The 16909-nt window shown below is 72.0% G+C and carries 14 protein-coding genes and 1 pseudogene; 5 read left to right on the top strand and 10 right to left on the bottom strand.

From position 1 onward, the window contains the following. Positions 1-32 precede the first annotated feature (32 nt). The 3 genes from ACZ592_RS07285 to ACZ592_RS07275 form a co-directional block, all read right to left on the bottom strand. Complete coding sequence (locus ACZ592_RS07285) at positions 33-788, bottom strand: GntR family transcriptional regulator (protein WP_471580506.1); 756 nt, start codon at positions 786-788, stop codon at positions 33-35. A 112-nt stretch (positions 789-900) separates the two neighbouring features. Then, a complete protein-coding gene (locus tag ACZ592_RS07280; RefSeq protein ID WP_471580505.1) occupies positions 901-2127 on the bottom strand; it encodes an alpha/beta hydrolase fold domain-containing protein in 1227 nt (408 codons plus the stop codon). A 95-nt stretch (positions 2128-2222) separates the two neighbouring features. Beyond that, the gene (locus tag ACZ592_RS07275; protein WP_471580504.1) at positions 2223-3287 is read right to left on the bottom strand and encodes a DUF4190 domain-containing protein; all 1065 of its coding nucleotides are present in this window, start codon (positions 3285-3287) and stop codon (positions 2223-2225) included. Positions 3288-3573: 286 nt separating this feature from the next. Here ACZ592_RS07275 and ACZ592_RS07270 point away from each other — a divergent pair, with 286 nt between their 5' ends. Then, positions 3574-4821, top strand: coding sequence for a serpin family protein (locus tag ACZ592_RS07270; RefSeq protein WP_471580503.1), 1248 nt, complete (start codon positions 3574-3576; stop codon positions 4819-4821). A 96-nt stretch (positions 4822-4917) separates the two neighbouring features. On the opposite strand, the gene ACZ592_RS07265 is transcribed toward ACZ592_RS07270, so the two are convergent. Beyond that, on the bottom strand, positions 4918-6492 hold the full coding sequence (locus ACZ592_RS07265; RefSeq protein WP_471580502.1) for a S8 family peptidase: 1575 nt from the start codon (positions 6490-6492) through the stop codon (positions 4918-4920). Positions 6493-6761: 269 nt separating this feature from the next. Here ACZ592_RS07265 and ACZ592_RS07260 point away from each other — a divergent pair, with 269 nt between their 5' ends. Beyond that, positions 6762-7889, top strand: coding sequence for a threonine synthase (locus tag ACZ592_RS07260; RefSeq protein ID WP_471580501.1), 1128 nt, complete (start codon positions 6762-6764; stop codon positions 7887-7889). A gap of 60 nt (positions 7890-7949) precedes the next feature. On the opposite strand, the gene ACZ592_RS07255 is transcribed toward ACZ592_RS07260, so the two are convergent. Beyond that, entirely contained in the window at positions 7950-8675 is a 726-nt protein-coding gene (locus ACZ592_RS07255; RefSeq protein WP_471580500.1) for a GbsR/MarR family transcriptional regulator, read from the bottom strand. Between the two features lie 301 nt (positions 8676-8976). Here ACZ592_RS07255 and ACZ592_RS07250 point away from each other — a divergent pair, with 301 nt between their 5' ends. Beyond that, complete coding sequence (locus ACZ592_RS07250; protein ID WP_471580499.1) at positions 8977-9648, top strand: DUF4097 family beta strand repeat-containing protein; 672 nt, start codon at positions 8977-8979, stop codon at positions 9646-9648. 91 nt (positions 9649-9739) lie between these two features. Here the strand turns inward: ACZ592_RS07250 and ACZ592_RS07245 are convergent, their stop codons facing one another. The 3 genes and pseudogenes from ACZ592_RS07245 to ychF form a co-directional block, all read right to left on the bottom strand. After that, the gene (locus tag ACZ592_RS07245) at positions 9740-11197 is read right to left on the bottom strand and encodes an amidase (RefSeq protein WP_471580498.1); all 1458 of its coding nucleotides are present in this window, start codon (positions 11195-11197) and stop codon (positions 9740-9742) included. A 64-nt stretch (positions 11198-11261) separates the two neighbouring features. Next, positions 11262-11583, bottom strand: a pseudogene (locus ACZ592_RS07240) (alpha-hydroxy-acid oxidizing protein). Between the two features lie 46 nt (positions 11584-11629). Then, positions 11630-12718 carry a redox-regulated ATPase YchF gene (ychF, locus tag ACZ592_RS07235; RefSeq protein ID WP_471580497.1) on the bottom strand — a complete coding sequence of 363 codons (1089 nt, stop codon included), beginning with the start codon at positions 12716-12718 and terminating at the stop codon, positions 11630-11632. 197 nt (positions 12719-12915) lie between these two features. Here ychF and ACZ592_RS07230 point away from each other — a divergent pair, with 197 nt between their 5' ends. After that, complete coding sequence (locus ACZ592_RS07230; protein ID WP_471580496.1) at positions 12916-13587, top strand: DUF6542 domain-containing protein; 672 nt, start codon at positions 12916-12918, stop codon at positions 13585-13587. 22 nt (positions 13588-13609) lie between these two features. Here ACZ592_RS07230 and ppgK read toward each other — a convergent pair whose 3' ends face one another. After that, a complete protein-coding gene (gene ppgK / locus ACZ592_RS07225) occupies positions 13610-14350 on the bottom strand; it encodes a polyphosphate--glucose phosphotransferase (RefSeq protein ID WP_471580495.1) in 741 nt (246 codons plus the stop codon). Positions 14351-14371: 21 nt separating this feature from the next. Then, positions 14372-15355, bottom strand: a complete 984-nt coding sequence (locus tag ACZ592_RS07220) for a 4-hydroxy-3-methylbut-2-enyl diphosphate reductase (protein ID WP_471580494.1) — start codon at positions 15353-15355, stop codon at positions 14372-14374. Between the two features lie 85 nt (positions 15356-15440). Here ACZ592_RS07220 and ACZ592_RS07215 point away from each other — a divergent pair, with 85 nt between their 5' ends. Next, positions 15441-16832, top strand: a complete 1392-nt coding sequence (locus ACZ592_RS07215) for an APC family permease (RefSeq protein ID WP_471580493.1) — start codon at positions 15441-15443, stop codon at positions 16830-16832. The last annotated feature ends 77 nt before the right edge of the window (positions 16833-16909 follow it).

Here is a 16909-nt window from a genome sequence, read left to right as displayed (position 1 = left end):
GCAGCCACCTGCCGGGAGGCGGCCCGCAGGCCTCACTTCACGGGCAGGTGGTACGCGATCCGGTAGCGGTCGGCCGGCACCACGACGTCGGCCGTCTCGACCGCGCGGCCCGAGGCGTAGTACGTCCGGTGGACGACGAGGACGACGTGGCCGGGGACGCCGCCGAGCGCGGTCAGCTCCTCGGCCAGGCCGGGGCGGGCGCCGACCTCCTCCGCGACGTTGTCCACGACGACGTCGATGGCGGCCATCCGCTCGACCACCCCGCAGCCGCCCAGCGGGCCCTCCTCCGGGAGCATCACGGGGGTGCGCCCGGTGATGGCCAGGGGCTCCCAGGAGGTGGAGAGCATCATGGCCTCCCCCGCGTCCCGGAAGACGTACTTGGTGCACATCACGCGCTCGCCCGGCTTGATGTCGAGCCGCTCGGCGACCGCCGCGCTCGCCTCGGTCTGCTCGCTGCGCGACTCCCAGGTGCCGCGCACGCCGTCGGCGGCCTGCTCCTGGCGGAACGGGGTCGAACCGCCGTTCACCGCGCGGTAGCCGGTGCGGGCGATCTTGCGCGGGACGGGGAGCTCGCGCACATACGTGCCGGATCCCGAACGGCCCTCGACCAGGCCCTCGGCCATCAGGACCTTGCGCGCCTCCAGGGCGACCGTGTCCGACACCCCGTACTCCTCGCGGATTCTCGCCTGCGAGGGAAGTCGGGTGTGCGGCGGCAGCGAACCGTCGACGATCTTCTTGCGGAGATCACCCGCTACGCGCAGATACGCCGGCTGTTCACCGAAAGTCACTGGCCACTCCCATCAGGTTGACAGACAGCAACAGCCTGGCAACCGTGGGTTGTTGGCCGCAACCCAAGGCCAAGGAATCACCCGAAGTGATGATTTCTCCCGGGTCAGGTCTTTACGCAGGGCCTTTCCCCGGATATAGCGAACGCTCAAGCCTGGTGAGGAAACGTTCAGTCGCGGCCCGTGCGATCTGACTACCCCAACTTCCCCAGTTCACGTCGAAACAGTGATCGGCCCACGGCAGTTCGACGTACTTCGCCGGGGCGCCGACCCCCTTCAGCCGCCGGGCCAGCTCACGCGCCTGCGCCACCGGCACGGCCCGGTCCGCGCTCCCGTGCAGCAGCAGCGTGGGCGGTACGTCGCCCCGGACGAGACGGGCGGGCGACCCGAGGCGGTAGCGGGCGGGGGCGGTGGCCGCCGAACCGCCCATCAGGCGCGGGATCATGGGGTCGCGGCGCAGCGCGGTCCCTGCGATGAGGCGCCCCATGTCGGTGGGCCCGTAGAGCGAGACGACGCCGGCGACGGAACTGTCCCGCACGGAACAGGACGCGGGAACGCGGCCGTCGTCCTCCGTGTACGCGGCGGCGAGCGCGAGGTTGCCGCCCGCCGAACTGCCCGCAAGGAGAAGGCGGTCGGGATCGATGCCGTACACGCGCGCGTGCCGCCGCACCCAGCCGACCGCACACTTCACGTCGCCGATCTGGTCGAGCTGGGTGGCCAGCGGCGCGAGGCGGTAGTCGATGTCGAAGACCGACCACCCGCGCGCGTTGAACCAGCGGTTCCATTCGGGGGTCTGACTGCGGTGCCCCTTGTTCCAGCCCCCGCCGTGCACCCAGACCACGGCGGGCCGCCGCACCGCGGCCCGCTTGGGCAGCGCCCACAGGTCGAGGCGCAGCTTCTGCGCCTTCTTGCGGTACGCCCCGTGCCCGCCGGGACTCGCGCCCACGCGCGCGTACGTGAGGGTGCGTGCGCCGTCGGGCACCTTGGCGTAGTTGATGCCTTCGAAGTACCGGGAGGGCGCGAGCCGTTGCCCCTGGCGCTCCGCGGTGCCGTAGGCGGCCGCGTACGGCATCACTCCGTAGACGAGGGCGGCGAAGGAGGCGAGGGCGGCGAGCCCCGCGCACCAGGGGTGGCGTCCGCCCGCGGACACGGCTGCCACGAGCCCGAGCAGCCCCGGCAGCAGCAGCACGAGCCCCCAGGAGGTGATCGCGGCCGCGACGAGCACCAAGAGCGGGACGCGGGGCAGCGGGGCGGCGACGAGGACGGCGAGGCCCGCGTTCAGGAGGCCGGTGGTGAGGAGCAGGACCCGGGCCACGGCGGGCGGCGGCACGACGGACGTCACACCGAAGAACTATCACAGAAGCGGACAAAAACCCCTCAGGGTGTTCTTAGGATGCCTCAGGGTGCCTGCGTGACGGGACCGGACGCCCGCGCCCCTCACACCGCCGCGTCGCCCCCGTGCTCCTCGTCGAGCCCCGACTCCGGGCCGTCCCCCGGTGTCGCGTCGCGCGGCGAAGTCGTCGCCAGGCCGAGGGACTTGCGGGCCACCGCGGCCTTCTTGTCGCCGATCCCCCGCAGGCCCGCCACCTGGTGGTCGTAGTACCTGTCGGCGTCGGTGGCCCCGGCCGCCTTCGCCCACTCCTTGCGCCCCTCGTCGATCTCGGCGGCCAGCGCCTCGACGTGCCTCCGCGACGCCGCGGGCCAGTCGTGCGCGCGCAGCAGCCGCGCCTGCTCGGCGAGGCCCTTGTCGACGCGAGCCGCCCACTTCTTGTGCCCTTCGAGGTCGTCCTCGATCAGCTCCTGGGCGGGCGCCGTCCCGTACGCCTTCTCAAAAGCCCGGTCCGCCTTCACGTAGGCGAGCTGGTGGGCGTCGAGCGTCGTGGCGTCGCGGCGCAGGGGGCCCTTCAGCGGGTGGGCCGGGTCCGAGGCGCCGAAGAGGCAGGTGACGTGGCGGTCGCCCTGGCGCCAGGTGGTCCGGTCGGGCATGAAGTAGTAGATCTCGGCGTCGCCCGGGTCCACCCAGCTGTCCATGACGTACGCGAACTGGAGGTCCGCGCACCTGCTCTCGGCGAGCTCGACGAGCTCGTCGTCCCCCGGATAACGGGCGTGGTCCACGCGGAACGACGCGAAGACCTCGCCGTCGTGACGCCCGGCGCACGGCACCTCGTCGACCTGGAAGGCGTACGTCATGGAGTCGAGCTTCCCGTCGGGCGCGTCGAAGCAGCCGCCCTTGTCGACGGGGAAGGCGCCTGCGTTCTGCCGGGAGTCGCGCGCCGCGTCCCGGAACCCCTCGGCGAAGTCGCGGGCGCCGCCCGTCACGACGGCGAGGACGAGCAGCAGGAGGCCGACGACGGAGACGACGCTTCCCGCGACCGCCAGGCCCTTGCCGCGCTCCCCCTTCCTCTTGATCTGCGCGAGCGCGACGAGGCCGAGGATCAGGCCGACGGCGGGCAGGAAGCAGAGGATCCCGAGGACGAGAGAGGCGATCGCGAAGCCGTTCACCGGCGGCCGGGAGTACGGGGAGTACGGGCCGGGCCACGTTTGGTACGGGGGGTGTCCGGGCGGCGGGTGTCCGGGCGGGGGCCACGGCGCACCCGGCTGCCCCTGTTGTCCCTGGTTCTCCTGCTGGCCCTGGTTCCCCTGCTGGCCCTGCTGCTCCTGTCGCCCCGGAGGAGGCGCGTACGGACCCTGCGGCGGCGGTATGTCCACGGGTAGCGTGCTCCTGGATTCTGGGCGGGCGGTGCGGAGGGCTTGACGCATCGTAATCGGGGGCAGGAGCGAAAAGGCAATGCCGCAGCAAACCTCTACAAGACGGGCAGTCGTCCAGGCCGTCAACGGCCTGACCTCGCGATGGGCGGCGACCGCCTCCGCCGACCGCGGCACGGTCTTCTCGGCACCCGGCGTCTGGCCCCTGCTCGCCTTCCTCGCGGACGGTGCGGACGGCGCCGCCCGCTCCGAACTCGCGGACGCGCTGGGCCTGCCGGCGAACGAGGCGGCGGGCGCGGCACGCGAGTTGCTCGCCGCGCTGGACGCGGTGCGGGGCGTGGACGCGGCGGTGGGCCTGTGGACGAAGCGGACCCTGACGTTGCGGGACGCCTGGCTGGCGGGCCTCCCCGCCGAGGCCGTCGGGGTGCTCACCGGGGACCTCGCGGCGGACGCGGCGACGCTGGACGCGTGGGCGTCCGCGCGGACGGACGGCCGGATCGAACGGATGCCCGCATCGCTCACGCCGGACACCGCGCTGGTCCTGGCGAGCGCACTCGCCCTGCGCACGGACTGGGAGGTGCCCTTCGAGCGGGGCCTGACGGAGCCGGACGCCGGCCCGTGGCGGGGGCGTCGGCTCACGGGGATCCGACGGTCGGCGCCTGGCCCGGACAGCGTACGGATCGGCCGGTGCGCGTCCGGTCCCGTCACCGAGGTGACCGTGCGCGGCACCGCTGACCTGGATGTACTCCTGCTGCTCGGCGGCACGGACACAAACCCCGGCGAGGTGCTCGCGACGGGCGTCGGGATGCTCACCGGCGACATCCCCGCGACACCGGGCAGCGAGCTGGCCGAGCGGGGTGAGCTGGGGGAGCTGTCCCGGGGGGTCGCGGGACCGGGCGTGCTCGTGCGCGAGACCCGCACCGACGAGCGGGACGCTCCCCCGTGCGTATCGCTGGACATGGTGGAGTTCGCGCTCACCGCGGATCACGACCTCATGGAGCCGCCCGGCCTCTTCGGCCTGGAGACCGCGAGCGACTCGGCCGCCGGCTCCTTCCCCGGCATCACCGACGGGCCTCTCGGCGTGGAGTCGGCGCGGCAGGCGGCGACCGCGACGTTCGGCGCGACGGGCTTCCGTGCCGCCGCGGTCACGGCGGTGGCCATGGACTGGATGGGCCTGCCCCGGCACAAGGCCACGGAGCTGTCGGTCACGCTGGACCGCCCCTTCGGCTTCCTCGCCGTCCACCGCACCTCGCGCCTCGTCCTCGCGGCGGGCTGGGTCACCGACCCGGAGCCCTTCCGCGAGGACGAGGACGCGCACGTACCGGAGTAGCCCCGCTCAGGCCTACGGCCCGGGGCCTGGAACCGGACTACGGCCCGGCCGGACTACGGCCCAGAGCCGGTCGGAGGCCCCGAACCGGTCGGCGACCTAGAACTGGAGACCCCACGAGTCGATCTTCCCGGTGTCCTGCGCCGCGTTGTCGCTGACCCGGAGCTTCCACGTGCCGTCGGCCGTCTCCGAGGAGGCGTTCACGGTGTACGTGGTGTTGATGTTGTCCGTGCTGCCGCCCGTGCCGTAGCCCTTGAGCGTGTACGCCGTACCGTCCGGCGCGATCAGCTGGACCTGGAGGTCGCCGATGTACGTGTGCTGGATGACGACGGGGACGGACAGGGACGCGGGCGCGTTGCCCGTGACGCCGGTGACGGCGATCGGCGACTCGGCCGTGGCGTTGTCGTTGATCGCGTAGTCGGTGGTGTTGCTGAACGACTTGCCGGGCGGGTTGGTCGTGCCGCCGGTGACGTTCAGGAGGCGGTTGGGCGAGCCCGTGCCGGGACTGCCGACGACGCCGGTGGAGGAGGCGCTGACCAGGGCCGCGGACACCTGTGCCGGGGTCGACGCGGGGTTCTGGCCCAGGTAGATCGCGGCCGCGCCCGCCACGTGCGGGGAGGCCATCGACGTACCGGAGATGGTGTTGGTCGCGCTGTCGCTGGTGTTCCACGTCGAGGTGATCGAGGAGCCCGGGGCGAAGATGTCCAGGATGCTGCCGTAGTTCGAGTAGGTGGCCCGCGCGTCGGTGTTGGTCGTGGCACCGACGGTGATGGCCTCCGCCACGCGCGCGGGCGACTTGGTCGACGCGTCGGTCGACTCGTTGCCCGCCGCCACGGCGTAGGTGATGCCGGCCGCGACGGAGTTGCGGACGGCCGTGTCGAGCGCGCTGTCGGCGCCGCCGCCGAGCGACATGTTGGCGACCGCGGGCTTGACCGCGTTCTTGGTCACCCAGTCGATGCCGGCGACGACCTGCGCGGTGGTGCCCGAGCCCTGGTTGTTCAGGACGCGGACGCCGACGATCTTGGCCTTCTTGGCGACGCCGTGCAGCGTGCCCGCGACGGTGCCGGCGACGTGCGTGCCGTGGCCGTGGCCGTCCTGCGCGGTGTTGTCGTTGTCGATGGCGTCGTAGCCGTAGGAGGCACGGCCGCCGAAGTCGCTGTGGGTGATGCGGACGCCGGTGTCGATGACGTACGCGGTGACGCCCTCGCCCGCGGAGTCCGGGTAGGTGTACTTCTGGTCGAGCGGCAGGTTCTTCTGGTCGATGCGGTCCAGGCCCCAGGACGGCGGGTTGTTCTGGGTGGCGGTGGCGGTGAACGTCCGGTTCTGGACGACCGCGTCGACCGCCGGGTCGGCGGCGAACTTCTTCGCCTCGGCCTCGGAGAGCGCGACCGCGTAGCCGTTGAGCGCCTTGTCGTAGGTCCGCTCGATCTTCGCGCCGTACTCCTTGGCGAGGGCCTTGCCCGCGGCGGAACGGGCCTTGGGGCCGTCCTTGTCGAGGCTCACGATGTAGCTGTTCTTGATCACGCCGGGGGCGCCGGCGTTCTCGATCGCGCCTGCCGCGCGGTCCGGCTGGGCGGTGGCCGGGAGGGCGGAGACGACGCCGAGGGCGAGGGCCGCGACCGCTGTCGCGCTGATCCCGGCCAGTCTTCGGCGGTTCTGACGCATCACTGCCATCTGAGGGGTCCTCCTCAATAGGTGGTGCGCTGGTGGGGGAATGGTGCCGTGGTGCCCACACTCACGGGGACATAAGACAGGGTCATGTCAAGCGAACATGCCCACTCTTGCCTCCGTCGGGACGAAAGATTGGCGGATCCATAGGAATCCCACAAGGGTCAGGACCGGACGTAACACGACCGCCACGGACCCGTCATGACGCACCATCACCAAACGCCACAGATCTCTCACGTCCCCCCTTCAACAACCGCCCCAACTAGCCTGCGCGCATGACCTCTGCGACCGGCACGACCGCCCTGCCCGACCGCTTCTGCCCGATCGACGGGACGCGCGTGGCCGCGCACTCCCTCGCCTGGTCGTGCCCGGCCTGCCGCGGCCCCCTCGACCTGGACTTCTCCCCCACCCCGGCGCCCCGCGACAAGCTGTCGGGGCGGGTCAATTCCCTGTGGCGGTACGCGGAGTGCCTGCCCCTGCCGGCCCCCGCGATCTCGCTCGGCGAGGGCCGCACACCGCTCGTGGAGCTGGAGGGGCGGATCTCGGCCAAGCTGGACTTCCTGATGCCGACGCTCTCCTTCAAGGACCGGGGCGCGGTCATGCTCGCCGCGCTCGCGCAGCGCCTCGGCCCCGACCGGGTGATCGCCGACAGCAGCGGCAACGCGGGCACCGCGGTCGCCGCGTACTGCGCGCGGGCCGGGCTCCCCTGCACGGTGTACGTCCCCGCCGGGACGTCGCCGAAGAAGCTGGAGCAGATCGGCGCGCACGGGGCGCACCTCGAAGTCGTCGACGGCGACCGCGAGTCGACGGCCCGCGCGGCCCGCGCCGCCGCCGACGAACCGGGCACGTTCTACGCCTCGCACGTCCACAACCCCTACTTCCTGCACGGCACGAAGACGTACGTCCACGAGCTCTGGGAGGACCTCGGCGGCCGACTGCCCGACGTCCTGGTCGTGCCCGTCGGCAACGGCACGCTGCTGCTCGGCGCGGCGCTCGCGGTCCGTGAGCTGCACGCGGCCGGTCTCATCGCACGGCAGCCCGCGCTGTACGCGGTGCAGTCGGCGACGGTCGCCCCGCTGGCCGGGGCGTGGCGGGCCGGGGCGGACGACCTGGTCGGCGAGACCCCGATGGCGCCCACGTTCGCGGAGGGCATCGCCATCCCCCGCCCACTGCGTGCGCGGCAGGTCCTGCGGGCGGTACGGGCTTCCGGCGGCGCCTTCTTTACGGTGACGGAGGATCAGATCACGTCAGCACAGGGGGACTTGGCGACACGCGGTCTCTACGTGGAGTCGACGGGCGTGGCCTGCTGGGCGGCGGTGCGCGACGGCGCACTCGGCGAACGGACAGCGGTGGTCCCGCTGTGCGGCGCGGGGGCGAAGACGGGGCTTGCGGGCGGCGCGTGAAAGTGCGGGGGCAGTCCCGCGGGACGGTTGGGCCCCCGCTCCCCCCTCCCCCCCTGAACCTCAGGTCGCCCCCGGCTTGGTGTGGAGGATCTCGCGGGCCTGGTCCGCGGCGCGGGCGATGCTCTCGGAGACGAAGTCGAGGAAGCGGGCGACGTTCTCCAGACGGGCCGCCGCCGGGGTCCCGGGGCCGAGGACGCCGACGCCCTCCCTTGCGGTGTCTACGAGTTGGGCGGTGGACCGTGCGCTCGCCATCATCGACTGGTACCAGATGTCGTCGTCGACGACGTACCGCTCGCGGCGCCGCTCGTCGCGTTCGCGGCGGACCAGGCCCTGACCGTCGAGGAACGCGATCGCCTTGGAGACGGACGCCGGGCTGACCTGGAGGCGCTGGACCAGTTCGGCCGCGGTGAGGCTGCCGCTGTCGGTGAGGGTCAGGCAGGCCATCACCCGGGACATCATCTTGGGCATGCCCGACTGCATGAGGACGAGCGTGAACGTCTCCTCGTACGCACGTACCGCTTCGGTGACACGCCCGTGGGCCTGCGCGGGCGCCGCCCGTCGCCCCGGAGCCGGGGCCGGGGACCGCCGCCGGTGGGCGCGGTGTTCGGTGGCACGGTGGGCGAGGTCGGCACGGTAGGCGGTGGGGCCGCCGTTGCGCAGGACCTCGCGCGTGACCGTCGATGTGGGTCGGTCCAGGCGCCTGGCGATCTCCGCGTAGGCGAGGCCGTCGGCCAGCCCCAGTGAGATCTGCTGGCGCTCCTGCTGGGTGAGCCTGCCTCCCGGCATCGCGGTCCTCTCCGGTTCCTCTTCGTGGCGCGTGGCGCGTGGCGCGTGCCACGCGACGTGTGACGTGTGACGTGTGACGTGTGACGGTCAACGTAGCGTTCGCTTCCATCTCATTGCAATGAGACGAGCGCGTGTTGTTGCGTTAGCCGATAGGCCATTGCAACGATATTAGCCCTATGACCTGCAATACCTCGACTACGACGCAACATATTCATTGCCGGATCCATGAACGCAACGTAGCGTTTCTGTCATAAGAAACAGCGGGCCGACGGAGCGCACGCTGCAGACGAAGGAGCACACGATGCAGAAGTTCGACACTCCCGCCCCCGTCTCGGCCGTCCTCGACATCCCCGCGGGCCGCATCCAGTTCATCGCCGCCGACCGGGCCGACACCACCGTCGAGGTCCGGCCCGCGGACGCCTCCAAGGGCAGCGACGTGAAGGCCGCCGAGCAGGTCGAGGTCGCCTACGCGGACGGCGTCCTGCGGGTCGCGGCGCCGGCGGCGAAGAGCCGGATCCTCGGCACCGGCGGATCCGTCGAGATCACCGTGCAGCTGCCCGCGGGATCCGGCGTCCGGGCCAAGGCCGCCATGGCCGAACTCCGCGGCGTCGGACGCCTCGGCGACGTCACCTTCGAGGGCGCGCAGGCCACGGTCAAGCTCGACGAGACCGCCGAGACCCGTCTCACCCTCCAGGCCGGCGACGTCACCCTCGGCCGGGTGGGCGGGTCCGCGGAGATCAGCACCCAGAAGGGTGATCTCCGCATCGCCGAGGCCGTGCGCGGCACGGTCACCCTGCGCACCCAGCACGGCGAGATCGAGGTCGGCGCGGCCCGCGGTGTCTCCGCGTCCCTGGACGCGGGCACCACCTACGGCCGTATCAGCAACTCGCTCCGGAACACCGGGGACGACGCCGCCGAACTCGCCATCAGCGCGACCACCGCGTACGGCGACATCACCGCTCGCAGCCTGTGACGCGGGCGCGTGACGTGCGGTGTGTGACGTTCGGTGTATGACGTGCGATGCGTGATCGGCGGCTCGGCCGGATCCGGTCCGGGGCGGCCCCTCAGGCCACCCCGGGCCCCCCGGACCCCCCGGTCAGCCCGGTCAGCCCGGTCAGCCCGGGTGCCCGCCGCCCGTGCCCCGTCGCCGCCTCGAACGCCGCCCCCACCTCCAGCACCACCCGCTCCGCCCGTGGCGGTCCCACGATCTGCAGGCCGACCGGCAGCCCCTCGGGAGTGAAGCCCGCGGGCACGGAGAGCGCGGGCGCGCCGAGCACGGACAGCAGGTACGCGGACCGCATCCAGTCGATGTACGAGTGCTGCGGCTGCCCGTCGACGACCTCCGGGTACTCCCACTCCACGGGGAACGGCGCGACCTGGCTGACCGGCGCGAGCAGCACGTCGTACCGTTCGAAGAAGCGGACGGCGGCGAGGTGGATGCGGGTGCGTTCGGCGGCCGCGCGAGCGAGGTCGGCACCGGTCAGCTTCCGACCCTCCTCGATGTTTCCCACGATGCTGGGCCGCAGCGCGTCGCGTGCCGCGTCGAGGTGCGGTCCGAGCGCCTGCTCGAAGGTCTGGGCGCGCAGGACGCGGAAGACGTCGTCGGCCCCGTCGAGGTCGGGGCACGCCTCCTCGACATGACATCCCAACTGCGCGAAGACTGCAGGCTGTTCGGCGAGTACGGCACGTACGTCCGCGTCGACCGGCACGCGCCCGCCCAGGTCGGGCGCCCAGGCGACCCGCAGCCCGCGCAGATCCCGTTCCAGAGGCGCACGGAACGTATCGCCACCCCCTTCGAGGGAGAGCGGGCAGCGCACGTCGGGCCCGGCCATGACGGAGAGCAGCAGCGCGGCGTCGGCGACGGTGCGGCCCATCGGGCCCGCGACGGAGAGGCTGCCCCACGCGTCGAGGGCCGGGACCAGAGGGACGCGGCCCGGTGTCGTACGCAGCCCCACGACGTTGCAGAAGGAGGCCGGGTTGCGCAGCGAACCGCCCATGTCGCTGCCGTCGGCGAGGGGTTGGAGCCCGGCGGCGAGGGCCGCGGCCGCTCCCCCGCTGCTGCCGCCCGCGCTGCGGCCGAGGTCGTAGGGGTTGCGCGTCGCCCCGAAGACGGTGTTGAAGGTGTGCGAACCGGCCGCGAATTCGGGGACGTTGGTCTTGCCGATGCGGATCGCGCCCGCCGACTGGATGCGCCGGACGAGGAGTTCGTCCTCGTCGGGCACGAAGCCGGCGAAGAGCGGGGAGCCGTGGGTGGTGCGCATCCCGCGCGTGAGATGGGTGTCCTTGAAGGCGATCGGCAGCCCGTGCAGCGGGCCCGGTTCCGCGGCACCGCGCGCGAGGCGTTCGTCGGCGTCCGCGGCGGCGGCGAGCGCGCCGTCCGCGTCGAGCGTGACGACCGCGTTGACGGCGGGGTTGATCCGCTCGATCCGCTCCAGATGCGCCGTGACCACCTCGCGGGCGGAGAGCGCACGGCGGCGGACCAGGCGGGCGAGCTCGGTGGCGTCCAGCCGGCAGATGTCCATGCGGGCAGTCTGCCCACGGGGGCTCGGCCCAGCTGCGGGCGACGTGGATACGTATACGCACGACTCAGATACGCACGACGTGCAGTTCGCGTGCCACGGCGAGGCCGGGACAGCCCGACAGCAGGAGGACCTCCGTCAACTCGGTGTGCAGCAGGCGCAGTACGTGCCGCACGCCCGCCTCGCCGTCCACGGCGAGCCCCCACAGCACGGGCCGCCCGCACAGCGCGCCGTCCGCCCCCCAGGGCAAGGGCGCGCAGGATGTCCGTGCCGGTGCGCACCCCGCTGTCGAGGAGGACCGCGCAGCGTCCGGCGACCGCGTCGAGCACCGGGACCAGCGCCGTGACCGGGAAAGACCAAGGGCCCGACCCCGAAGAGCCGGACCCCATCTGATCTGCACGTCTGGCAGATCAGCGACGCGTGGAGACGTCCCCGCTACACGTTGAAGCGGAACTCCACCACATCCCCGTCCTGCATCACATACTCCTTGCCCTCCATGCGCGCCTTGCCCTTCGCGCGGGCCTCCGCCACCGAGCCCGTCTCCACCAGGTCGTCGAAGGAGATGACCTCCGCCTTGATGAAGCCCTTCTGGAAGTCCGTGTGGATGACGCCGGCCGCCTCGGGGGCCGTCGCGCCCTGCTTGATGGTCCAGGCGCGGGACTCCTTGGGGCCTGCCGTGAGGTAGGTCTGGAGGCCGAGCGTGCGGAAGCCGACGTGGGCGAGGGTGGCGAGGCCGGGCTCTTCCTGGCCGACGGACTGGAGGAGTTCGAGGGCCTCGTCCTCGTCCAGCTCGGCGAGGTCCGACTCCAGCTTCGCGTTGAGGAAGATCGCCTCCGCGGGGGCGACCAGCGCGCTCTGTTCCGCCTTGAACGCGTCGTCCGTCAGCTCGTCCTCGTCGACGTTGAAGACGTAGAGGAAGGGCTTGGTCGTCAGGAGGTGGAGGTCGTGGAGGAGCTCCTCCTTGCCGGAGCCCTGGACGATGCCCGCCGAGAAGAGCGTGTCGCCCTTCTCCAGGATCTCCTTGGCCGCCTCGACCGCCGCCACCTTCGGGGCGATGTCCTTCTTGATGCGCGACTCCTTCTGGAGGCGCGGCAGGACCTTCTCGATGGTCTGGAGGTCGGCGAGGATCAGCTCGGTGTTGATCGTCTCGATGTCGTCCTTGGGCGAGACCTTGCCGTCGACGTGCACGACGTTCTCGTCCTTGAAGGCGCGGATGACCTGGCAGATCGCGTCCGACTCACGGATGTTCGCGAGGAACTTGTTGCCCAGGCCCTCGCCCTCGCTCGCGCCGCGCACGATGCCCGCGATGTCGACGAAGTCGACCGTCGCCGGGAGGACCTTCTGCGAGGAGAAGATCTCGGCCAGCTTCGTCAGGCGTGTGTCGGGGACACCGACCACGCCGACGTTCGGCTCGATCGTGGCGAACGGGTAGTTGGCCGCCAGCACGTCGTTCTTGGTCAGGGCGTTGAACAGGGTCGACTTGCCGACATTGGGCAGACCGACGATTCCGATCGTGAGCGACACGTTGCGACTTCCCGTACGTGAGGGCAGTGGGTGGACGGCCCGGAGGGCCGGAGCGACCGTGGGGCGATCCCCCAGTCTACGGCGTGCCCGCGCCGCCCCCGCCTGCCCGTCGGCCGCACCTCGAACGCGTGGCCAAGGTCGGCCCAAAGGCGTGTCCCGTGACGGCTTCGGCGCGGTGCCGCGCCTAGGTTGGTCCAGTGGAGCAACACAGGACGCGTCCCCCTCAGTCCGCCGCCCCCAAGGCCGCCTCGCCGGCCCGGCCCCGCAGGCCCGCCCCGCTGCCCCCGCAGGGCCGGCCCGTCGAGCCGGGCACCGTGTACCGGGCCGAGCCGCGCCGGCGCCGCCCCGTGCCCCCGTTCGTCCGCGCCCTGCGCAGGACACCGCTCTACCGCACGCTGCGCCGCGGCCCCCTCGGCCAGGGGATCCGCGCCCTGCGTCAGATGCCGAATCCCCGCCTGACGGGGCTCGGCAGCGGGCTCTTCTGCACGGCGGTGATGTTCCTGCTCGCCTGCGTGATCCGCCTGATCGGAGGCGGTTCCGTCGTCGCGTACGGCGTCCTGTTCGTGCTCGTGGCCGCGCTGACCGCCCTGTGGGTGCGCCCGGCCGACCTGGTCACCGCCCCGGTCGGCGTGCCGATCGCCTTCGCGGCCGGGGTGCTGCCCGTCTCCGGGGGCTCCGGCGGGTTCGGCGGCCAGTTCATGGGGCTCGTGACGACGTTGGCGCTGCACGCGGGCTGGCTGTACGGCGGGACGCTCGTCGCCGGGCTCATCGTGACCGTACGCAAGATCCGGCTGATGCTGAAGCGGCGGCAGGCCCGGGCGGCGGCGCCACGACCCGCGGCCCGCGGGAAGCGCCTGCCGACCGCCTGACCCTCCGACGGCCCGCGAGGGCCTACGCCTCCGCCGCCGCCATCGCCGCTCCCACGATGCCCGCGTTGTTCTGCAGCTGCGCCGGGACGATCTCCGCCGAGATGCCCTCGATGAGCGGCAGGAACTTGTGCGCCTTGCGGCTGACGCCGCCGCCGATGATGAACAGCTCGGGCGAGAACAGCATCTCCACGTGCGCCAGGTACTTCTGGACGCGGCGCGCCCAGTGCTCCCAGGTCAGGCCCTCGTCCTCGCGGGCCTTGGACGAGGCCTTCTTCTCCGCGTCGTGGCCGCGCAGCTCCAGGTGGCCGAGCTCGCTGTTCGGGACGAGCCTGCCGCCGGTGAAGAGGGCGCTGCCGATGCCCGTGCCGAGGGTGAGCAGGATGACCGTGCCGGTACGCCCCTGGCCGGCGCCGAAGTGCATCTCGGCGACGCCCGCCGCGTCCGCGTCGTTCAGGACGGTGACGGGAGCGCCGTCGAGCCGGTCGGAGACCAGCTTGCGGATGTCCGTGCCGATCCAGCTCTTGTCGACGTTGGCGGCCGTGCGCGCCGTGCCGTCCGTGATCACGCCGGGGAAGGTGGCGCCGACGGGGCCGGTCCAGCCGAAGTGCTCGATGACCTCGCGCACGCCCTCGACCACCGCGTCCGGCGTCGCCGGGTGCGGGGTCAGTACCTTGTGCCGTTCTTGTGCCAGGTCTCCACGGTCCAGGTCCACGGGAGCGCCCTTGATCCCTGATCCGCCGATGTCCACACCGAAGATCTGCATGGACCCAACGGTACGGGGCGATCAGCCCTGTGACAGCTCGGCGGCCTCGGCGCGCAGGTCGCGGCGGAGCTCCTTGGGCAGCGAGAAGGTGATGGACTCCTCGGCCGTCTTGACGGTCTCCACGTCGGCGTAACCCCGCTCGGCGAGCCACTCGATGACGCCGTCGACCAGCACGTCCGGCACGGAGGCGCCCGAGGTCAGGCCGACCGTGGTCACGCCCTCCAGCCACGCCTCGTCGATCTCGTCGGCCTTGTCGACGAGGTGCGAGGCGGCGGCGCCCGCGTCCAGGGCGACCTCGACCATGCGGATGGAGTTCGAGGAGTTCTTGGAGCCGACGACGATGACCAGCTCGGCGTCCTCGGCGAGCTTCTTCACCGCGGTCTGGCGGTTCTGCGTGGCGTAGCAGATGTCGTCGCTGGGCGGCGAGAGGAGGTTGGGGAACTTGCCCTTGAGGGCGTCGACCGTCTCCATCGTCTCGTCCACGGACAGCGTGGTCTGGGAAAGCCAGACGACCTTGTCCGGGTCGCGGACCTCGACGTTCGCGACGTCGTCGGGGCCGTCGACCAGCGTGATGTGGTCGGGCGCCTCGCCGGAGGTCCCGATGACCTCCTCGTGGCCCTCGTGGCCGATCAGGAGGATGTCGTAGTCGTCCTTGGCGAACCGGACCGCTTCCTTGTGGACCTTCGTGACCAGCGGGCACGTCGCGTCGATGGTGGCGAGCTTGCGCTCGGCGGCCTCCGCGTGGACGGTCGGGGCCACGCCGTGCGCGGAGAACATCACGATGGAGCCTTCGGGGACCTCCGTCGTCTGGTCGACGAAGATCGCACCCTTCTTCTCCAGGGTCTGCACGACGTACTTGTTGTGGACGATCTCGTGGCGTACGTAGATCGGGGCCCCGTACTGCTCCAGGGCCTTCTCGACGGCGATCACGGCACGGTCCACGCCCGCGCAGTAGCCACGGGGAGCGGCGAGCAGGACACGGCGGGAGCCAGGCGTTGCAGTCATGCCCACCATCGTAAGGCCGCGTCCAGCGCGTCAAAGATCGCCCGGTTGGAGAGACTGGGGGCCTGCGTTGATCTACGGAGGCACGATGTCCGGACAGTCCGCCAGTACGGGAGCCCATGCCGCGGGGGCCGAGCCCGCCGAGGGTGAGGGCCTGCGGCGAAGTCTCGGCTTCCGGGACCTCGTGGTCTACGGTCTCCTCTTCATCGCCCCCATGGCGCCGGTCGGCATCTACGGGACGCTCGACGCGAAGTCCCACGGCGCGGTCGCCCTCGTCTACCTGATCGCCACGGTCGCGATGGCGTTCACCGCTTTCAGCTACGCGCAGATGGTGCGGGTGGCCCCCCACGCGGGCTCCGTCTTCGCCTACGCGCGCGTGGGGCTCGGCAAGGGCCCGGGGTTCATCGCCGGGTGGATGGCGATGCTCGACTATCTGCTCATCCCGGCGGTCGCGTACCTCTTCTCCGGGATCGCCATGAACTCGCTGGTGCCTTCGGTGTCCCGGTGGGTGTGGACGGCGATCGCGGTGCTCATCACGACCGCGCTGAACCTGTGGGGCGTGCGGGCGGCGGCCCGGGTGGGCTTCGCGGTGCTCGCCATGGAGATCGTGGTCCTGCTCGTCTTCGTCGGCTCGGCCGTGGTCGTCCTGATCAGGGACGGCGCGCAGCGCGGCTGGCTCTCGCCGCTGACCGGCGACGGCTCGCAGGGCGCGTTCGCGCTGTCGGCGGTGGTGGGCGCGGTGTCGATCGCGGTCCTTTCGTACCTGGGCTTCGACGCCATCGCGACGTTCGCCGAGGAGGTGACGGGCGGCTCGGCGAAGGTCGCGCGGGCGGTGCTGTTCTGTCTGGCACTCACGGGCGTGCTCTTCGTCGCCCAGACGTATCTGGTGGCGCTCCTGGAGCCGATGTCCTCGGCGGAGCTCGCGGCGGACCCCGGCAAGCAGGGCACGGCGTTCTACGACACGTCGCAGGCGGCGGCCGGGGAGTGGCTGTCGAAGCTGGTGGCCGTCAGCAAGGCGATCGGCGCGGCCTTCGCTGCGCTCGCCGGGCAGGCCGCCGCGGGCCGGCTCCTCTTCGCGATGGCCCGCGACCGGCGCCTGCCGAAGGCCCTGTCCAGGACGGACTCCGGGACGCCGCGGGTGGCGCTGCTGTGCGCGGCCGTGGTGACGATGGTGGCCGCGGTGTGGGCGGCCCGCAGGGACGACGGCATGGACCACCTGGTGTCGGTGGTCGACATCGGCGCGCTGACGGCGTTCCTGCTGCTGCACGCGAGCGTGGTGGGCTGGTTCGCGATCCGCCACCGCGAGGACGGCTTCAGCTGGTGGCGCCACGTACTGATCCCGGTCCTGGGAGCGGCGATCGTCGTGGCGGTCATCTGGGAGGCGGCAACCTCCGCCCAGGTGGTGGGCGCGATCTGGCTGGCGGCGGGCCTGGTGGTACTGGCGGTGCAGAGCCGGGGCAGGACCCGACCGGACGTCTAAGGGGAGCCGAGCGGGCGTTCAGGGGAGCCGAGCAGGCGTCCAGCGGAGCCGAGCAGGCGTCCAGGGGCGCGAGGAAC

The sequence above is a fragment of the Streptomyces sp. NPDC040622 genome (genome assembly GCF_055593965.1).
This window is presented reverse-complemented; position numbering and strand designations above follow the sequence as displayed.